This window comes from Photorhabdus stackebrandtii, assembly GCF_011189495.1.
Lineage (GTDB): Bacteria > Pseudomonadota > Gammaproteobacteria > Enterobacterales > Enterobacteriaceae > Photorhabdus > Photorhabdus khanii.
Genome location: NZ_PUJV01000062.1, coordinates 1 through 6,315, shown reverse-complemented (window position 1 = coordinate 6,315; position 6,315 = coordinate 1). Strand labels below are relative to the sequence as shown.

Below are 6,315 nucleotides of genomic sequence, written 5' to 3'. Positions count from 1 at the left end.
GAAGCATTGAATCAATAAAAGAGGATTTTTTTGAATTTGTTGTTAGCAGAGGTTTCCAACCAGAACATTTTGATTTAGATGTTTTAACTCAATAATGATTCGAATCAAAACCGGAAGACCCTTCGAGATCTTCCGGTCTTCTCATGATCTATCTTGGTGAATACCCACGGTAAGCCAATGCCGATTGGAGCTTAGAGATCGCATCCTTAATCTGATACGCTTCCTCGTCATTCACGGCACAGGCCCGTATCTCCGCCCAGCACAGCCGCTTAACCAGTTGGGCTAAGGCCAGCGCTTCAATGTGAGTTAACTGAATGTCCTGTAAATGTTCAATCGCTATCGTCATCTCATGCTCTCCCCTTAACCCACAAAACCGGTTATCAACGCCCGCATCTGCTGCTTAATCTCCCGCAGTTGGGCCTGTTGTCGCTGGTATTGCTGATGCTGTTGTTGCGTGGCCTCACTGTCAGGAATCAGCACCAGACAACCGTCCATCACCTTCACCGTAATCTGACCCCCGGTATTAAACCCCGCCTGTCTCAGCCACTGCCCCTTCAGATGTATCGCCGGTGTGGCCTTGTTTACCCGGTTACCGTTCGGCACATAACCCACCGTGTAATAACGTTCTGTTTTTGCAGCTTTATTTACTGCCACTTCTGTCTTAGAATGCGCCTTAGCCATAGTCACTACTCCTATAGTTGCTGTGGTGAGCGGGTTGTCAGTGTTGGCGCACTGGCAACCCGCGTTAGCTTTATTCGTTACTCTTCTTTCTTCTTCGCTGCCTGTCTGGCTGAATCCCAACGTCGGGACTGATACTTGATAATTAAACTCTCCAGCACTTCACGAACAATACTCTGTTCATCATCAGGAAGCTGGCTGATGGCTTCAAACTGCAAGGAAAGTTCATCAACTGGCACACGTTCATGTTCATCAAATAACAAAAAGTCCGTGCTGACATTCAGCGAAGTCGCGATCTTCTTCAATACATCGAGGGAAGGCTGAGCCTGCCCTGTCTCGTACTTCTTCCAGCTATTAGCATGAATCCCAATAGCATCAGCCATCGCCTGCTGAGATAAGCTACGTTGCTTACGTAAAGCAATGAGTCGTTCAGATAAGGGCATAGATAAGCACCAGTAAACCGAGTGACTCATGATTTTACCCCCTTGATTAATATCCACTTGACGATAGTACATATATATGTGCCATAATAAAACATATTAGTGGTCTTGACAAGGTTCTAAAGGAACAAACTTATGGCACGCATCCCGGAAGCAGAATTACAGCACCTGAAAGCCGCCGTCTCCTTAGTTGCCGTGGTGGAGCAACAGGGGCGACAGCTCTTTAAACGCGGCAAAGATTACGTGCTGCTGTGCCCGTTCCATGAGGAGAAAACCCCGTCAATGGTTATCTCACCGGCAAAAAATCTTTATCACTGTTTTGGCTGTGATGCCGGCGGCTCAGTGCTGGACTGGGTCATGAAAACCAAAGGCTTAAGTCTGCGCCGGGCCGTGGAACAGTTGCGCGGGATACTGGGAGATAACCCCTCGGTGGCGCCGCTGGTGCAACCGGATGAGCCCGCCATGCTGGCCGATGATGACGCCGGACGGCAGGCGCTGCTCAGTCGGGTCGTCGGGTTCTACCATCATACGCTGTTGAATGCCCCCGAAGCCCTGGCTTATCTGGAAAAACGGCGGCTCAACCACCCGGAATTAGTCGCCCGGTTTAAACTGGGCTTTGCCAACCGCACGTTAGCCTATCGCCTGCCCATCAAGGCGGTGCAGGCCGGCGCACAGATCCGCGCCCGTCTTCGGGCCGTGGGGCTGATGCGCGACAGCGGGCACGAGCACTTTACCGGTTCGCTGGTCATACCGGTTATCGACCCGAACGGCCAGATCCGTGAGATCTACGGGCGCAAAATCACCGACCGCTTACGCAGCGGAACGCCGCTGCATCTGTACCTTCCCGGCGCACATGGCGGGATATGGAATGAGCCGGCGCTGATCAGTTCAGGGGCGGTCATCCTCTGTGAATCCTTGATCGACGCCCTGTCGTTCTGGGTAGCCGGTCACCGCCATGTCACCGCCGCCTATGGGGTGAACGGCTTCACCGATGAGATGCGGCAGGCGTTTCAGCGGCATGGCGTTAAGCAGGTCTTGATCGCCTACGACAATGATCCGGCAGGCAATGAAGCGGCGGTAAAACTGGCCGCTGAACTAACCGCCGTCGGTATCACCGTGTTCCGGGTGGTGTTCCCCGAGGGCATGGATGCCAACGGTTATCTGTGTCAGGTCGCCGAGCCGGAACGGGCCTTCGGGTTGTTGCTCGACAGTGCCGTGCCGATGCAGGATGCGGCGGAAATACAGGCAACCACCGCCACAGAGCGGGCCGCGCTGGCTGAACACCAGCCGGTTCCGGTGCCGGACACAGTCAGCACCTTAGCCGCCAGTATAGCGGCGTTGCCGTCGATGCCGAATGTGGTCTGGGAAACCGGCGCTAACGGCGAGATATCCCTCACCCTCGGCACACAACAGTGGGGTATCCGCGGCCTGTCACAGGTGAAAGCCGGGGCGGCGGTGATGAAAGTGAATGTTCAGGTGGTTGATACCGACAGCGGCGTGATGTTCGCGGACAGCGTGGACATGATGAGCGCCCGCAGCCGGGGCGGGTATGCGCGACTGGCCGCCACCGAACTCGGGCTGGCCGAAGGCGACCTGCGCCGGGCGCTGGGGCAGGTGTTGCTGGTACTGGAACAGTGTCAACAGGCCGGTGTCGGTGAACAAACCGAAACCCAGCCGGTTCCCGAACTGAGCGAGGACCAGCGGGCAGCGGCGCTGGCGCTGCTGCAAGACCCGAAACTGAGCGAGCGTATCACCGCTGACTTAGCCGCCTGTGGCGTGGTGGGGGAAAGCACCAACCTGCTGGCCGGTTACTTAGCGGCGGTCAGTCGCAAGCTGGACCGTCCGCTGGCCGTGCTGATACAGAGCAGTAGCGCCGCCGGGAAAAGTTCACTGATGGATGCCGTACTCAATCTGATACCGGAAGAAGAACGCCTGCAATACAGCGCCATGACCGGCCAGAGTCTGTTCTATCTGGGCGAAACCAATCTCCAGCATAAAATCTTAGCCATTGCCGAAGAGGAAGGGGTACGGCAGGCCGCCTATGCGCTCAAACTGTTGCAAAGCGACGGCGAACTGACCATTGCCAGCACCGGTAAAGACGACGCCAGCGGGAATCTGGTGACCAAACAGTACACGGTGAAAGGGCCGGTGATGCTGATGCTCACCACCACGGCGATTGATGTCGATGAAGAGCTGTTAAACCGCTGTCTGGTGCTGACCGTGAACGAATCGCGGGAACAGACCGAAGCTATCCACGCGTTGCAGCGCCATAAGCAGACCCTCGAAGGCTTACTGGCGGAGAATGAAAAGACCTATATCACCGACCTGCATCAGAACGCCCAGCGGCTGTTACGCCCGCTGAATGTCGTTAACCCTTATGCGTCACAGTTAACGTTCATGAGCGATAAAACCCGCACCCGACGCGACCACATGAAATATCTCACCCTGATACAAAGTATCGCCCTGCTGCATCAATACCAGCGCGAGGTGAAGACCGCGGAACACCGGGGCAAACGGCTTGAATATATCGAGGTGACCAAAGACGATATTAGCTTAGCAAACCGGCTGGCCCACGAGATATTAGGCCGCACGCTGGATGAGATGCCGCCGCAGACCCGTAAGCTGCTGTTGCTGATACAGGCAATGGTGAAAGAGACGGCGGCAATGCAGCAACGCCCGGTGAACGCAGTCCGTTTTACCCGCCGGGATATCCGCAGTTATACCCACTGGAGTGACAGCCAGCTTAAACTCCACTGTCAGCGCTTAAGTGACATGGAATATCTGTTGATACATGGCGGCAGCCGCGGCCATCTGTTGCAATATGAACTGTTATGGGATGGCGATAAAACGGAGGAAGCCCACCTGTGCGGTCTGATTGAACCGGAAAATCAGGATGCCAATAGTGTGTATGACTCGTGCAAGTCTGGCTCGGATGAAAGCAAGTCGGGGTCAAGTCTGCCCCAGGTCAGGGCCAAGTCGGGTTCGCCAAAACCGGCTGCAAGCCGCAGTGACAAAGGGCTGAATGGTTCACAAGTCGGGCGAGCCTGAAAAGGACTGTTCCGGCCTCCTAAAAATCAGGCCGTCGTACCGTACTCCCCCTTCATCAACGAACCCGAAAGCCGGATACAGGAAAGTGTGAATATGACTTGTGCAAGTCTGGCTCAAATGAAGGCAAGTCAGGGTCAAGTCTGCCCCAAGTCGGGGTCAAGTCTGGTTCGCCAAAACCGGCTGCAAGCCGCAGTAGCAAAGGGTTGAATAACTCGCAAGTCTGGGCAGACAGAAAAGGACTGTTCCGGCCACTTAACAATCAAGCCATCGTACCGTAGTGATGCATCACACACCGATAACCATTAACCGCTGTTCCCTACAGGAAATCCCATCATGTCATCACCCGTTAAACATCAATCCAACCCCCGCCCGCTGACCCTGCGCCAGCATCTGGACGCGTATCTGGATAACCTGCTGTTGCAGGGGGCGAGTCAAAAGAGCCAGTCCGCCCGTCATGAACGGCTGTCACCGTTCGTCAACTGGTGTCAGGAACAGGGCGTAATATCTGCGGCTCAGGTCACCGAACCGTTACTGGAAAACTGGCAGCAATATCTGGCCCGGTACCGCAAAGCCAACGGCCAGCCCTACCCGCCGGACAGTCAGCGCCGACGCCTGCGCGCCTTACGCCTGTGGTTCGACTGGTTGCAGCAACAGCACGCTATCCCGACCAGCCCGGCGGCAACACTGGCCGCGCCAGACAGAAAAAAACGCCCCTCGGTGACGGAGACCCACGGTCAACCCGACGCCATACCGGCCCGCTTCGCCACCTTACGCCAGCATCTGGCCGCCTGGCTGGAAGCCGTGCGGGGACAGGGCTTAAGCGAACGGACTCAAGAGTCCTATGAAGAGCGGCTGTTGCCGTTCGTCAACTGGTGCGAAGCGCGTGGAGTAATGACCGCACCGCAGGTCAGCCTGCCGTTGCTGGAAAGTTACCAGCGCTGGCTGAGAAGCTCCCGTAAAGCGAACGGCCAGCCCTACAGCCCGGGCAGTCAGCGGGACCGCCTGAGTGTCTTACGTCAGTGGTTCCGCTGGCTGTTGCAACGTCACCATATCCTGTATAACCCGACGGATAACATGGTATTGCCAAGAGAAGAAAAACGGCTGCCGGCGCAGGTGATGAATGAAGACGAAACCCACACGGTATTAGCCGCCGCCAGTATCGACACACTCACGGGCCTGAGAAACCGGGCTATCCTTGAAGTGCTGTGGAGTACCGGTATCCGGCGGATGGAAGTGGCGAACCTGCTGTTAAGCGAGGTGGACTTCGGGCGCGGCGTGGTGATGGTCAGACAGGGTAAAGGCGGTAAAGACCGGGTAGTGCCCATCGGCGAACAGGCGCTGCACTGGTTAAGTCGCTGGCTCAGCGTCCGGCCCGAGTTAACGCGGCGGGGGGACAGCGGTCACCTGTTTATCACTAAGAAAGGCCGGGGACTGGCCAGAGGCACGTTAACCCAGATAGCCGCCGACAGCATCCGTAAACAGGCGCAACTGGCTAAACCGGGGGCCTGCCATCTGTTCCGCCACTCAATGGCGACGCAGATGCTGGAGAACGGCGCGGACACCCGGCACATCCAGGCGATACTGGGGCATGAAAAGCTGGAAACCACCCAAATCTATACGCGGGTGGCAATCGGTCACTTAAAGGAAGTACACGAACAGACGCATCCGGCAGAACGGAAATCCAAACCGAACACGCCGCCCGATGACGGGTCTGTGAATAGCGACAAGCCGGACAGTAAACAGCCGAACTGACCGCACCCAGCAGCCGGACAATCTTGAATGTTAGCCGGTTCCCTGTGAGCGTGTGGGGTGCAGTGAAAGGCAGACCGTGCGCGTCCCTGCGCACGGACTGCCTCCCTACCATCGGCGTGCCCGGCGGTAAATGCCGCCCGCCCGGCGCTGAACTTCGGCGTTCTCTGTCACAATCGTTGCCGGTCGGCCGCCATTGAACATAATGTGGCATTACGCGAAAGCGGGCCTGAACGGCCCGCCAACGCGTAACGGAACATTATGTCGGCGCCGCCCACCCAAGGGCGCTGCGCGGTCACCTCAACAACAGCGTGCGGCTGGCCGCCGGGTTGAGCTTCTCAGCCCCAGAGGCGCACCGGGTTCGCTCGCTCACCCGCTGCTGTCAGTATCAGTGCTAAAA

6 protein-coding genes and 1 pseudogene are annotated in these 6,315 nt (G+C 56.8%); 4 read left to right on the top strand and 3 right to left on the bottom strand.

Features of this window, described 5'->3' with window-relative positions; translation table 11 throughout:
- Nucleotides 1-148 precede the first annotated feature (148 nt).
- The 3 genes from C5470_RS21100 to C5470_RS21090 form a co-directional block, all read right to left on the bottom strand.
- The gene (locus C5470_RS21100) at nt 149-346 is read right to left on the bottom strand and encodes a DUF7706 family protein (RefSeq protein WP_166291727.1); all 198 of its coding nucleotides are present in this window, start codon (nt 344-346) and stop codon (nt 149-151) included.
- A 14-nt stretch (nt 347-360) separates the two neighbouring features.
- On the bottom strand, nt 361-681 hold the full coding sequence (locus C5470_RS21095; RefSeq protein ID WP_166291725.1) for a SymE family type I addiction module toxin: 321 nt from the start codon (nt 679-681) through the stop codon (nt 361-363).
- Between the two features lie 77 nt (nt 682-758).
- Complete coding sequence (locus C5470_RS21090) at nt 759-1,121, bottom strand: helix-turn-helix domain-containing protein (RefSeq protein WP_046976653.1); 363 nt, start codon at nt 1,119-1,121, stop codon at nt 759-761.
- A gap of 132 nt (nt 1,122-1,253) precedes the next feature.
- Here C5470_RS21090 and C5470_RS21085 point away from each other — a divergent pair, with 132 nt between their 5' ends.
- The 4 genes and pseudogenes from C5470_RS21085 to C5470_RS21075 form a co-directional block, all read left to right on the top strand.
- Nucleotides 1,254-4,166 (top strand): CHC2 zinc finger domain-containing protein, encoded by a 2,913-nt coding sequence (locus C5470_RS21085; RefSeq protein WP_166291723.1) that lies wholly within the window; start codon nt 1,254-1,256, stop codon nt 4,164-4,166.
- 333 nt (nt 4,167-4,499) lie between these two features.
- Nucleotides 4,500-4,808: pseudogene (locus C5470_RS23120) on the top strand (site-specific integrase); the annotation flags it as partial.
- 105 nt (nt 4,809-4,913) lie between these two features.
- A complete protein-coding gene (gene xerC, locus C5470_RS21080) occupies nt 4,914-5,918 on the top strand; it encodes a site-specific tyrosine recombinase XerC (protein ID WP_339917187.1) in 1,005 nt (334 codons plus the stop codon).
- 193 nt (nt 5,919-6,111) lie between these two features.
- A partial coding sequence (locus C5470_RS21075; protein ID WP_166291719.1) for a hypothetical protein occupies nt 6,112-6,315 on the top strand: 204 nt, incomplete at its 3' end.

Bases quoted from the DNA above. Each gene is read 5' to 3' on its own strand.
- C5470_RS21100 (WP_166291727.1), bottom strand. From the start codon at position 346: ATGACGATAGCGATTGAACATTTACAGGACATTCAGTTAACTCACATT.
- C5470_RS21095 (WP_166291725.1), bottom strand. From the start codon at position 681: ATGGCTAAGGCGCATTCTAAGACAGAAGTGGCAGTAAATAAAGCTGCA.
- C5470_RS21090 (WP_046976653.1), bottom strand. From the start codon at position 1,121: ATGCCCTTATCTGAACGACTCATTGCTTTACGTAAGCAACGTAGCTTA.
- C5470_RS21085 (WP_166291723.1), top strand. From the start codon at position 1,254: ATGGCACGCATCCCGGAAGCAGAATTACAGCACCTGAAAGCCGCCGTC.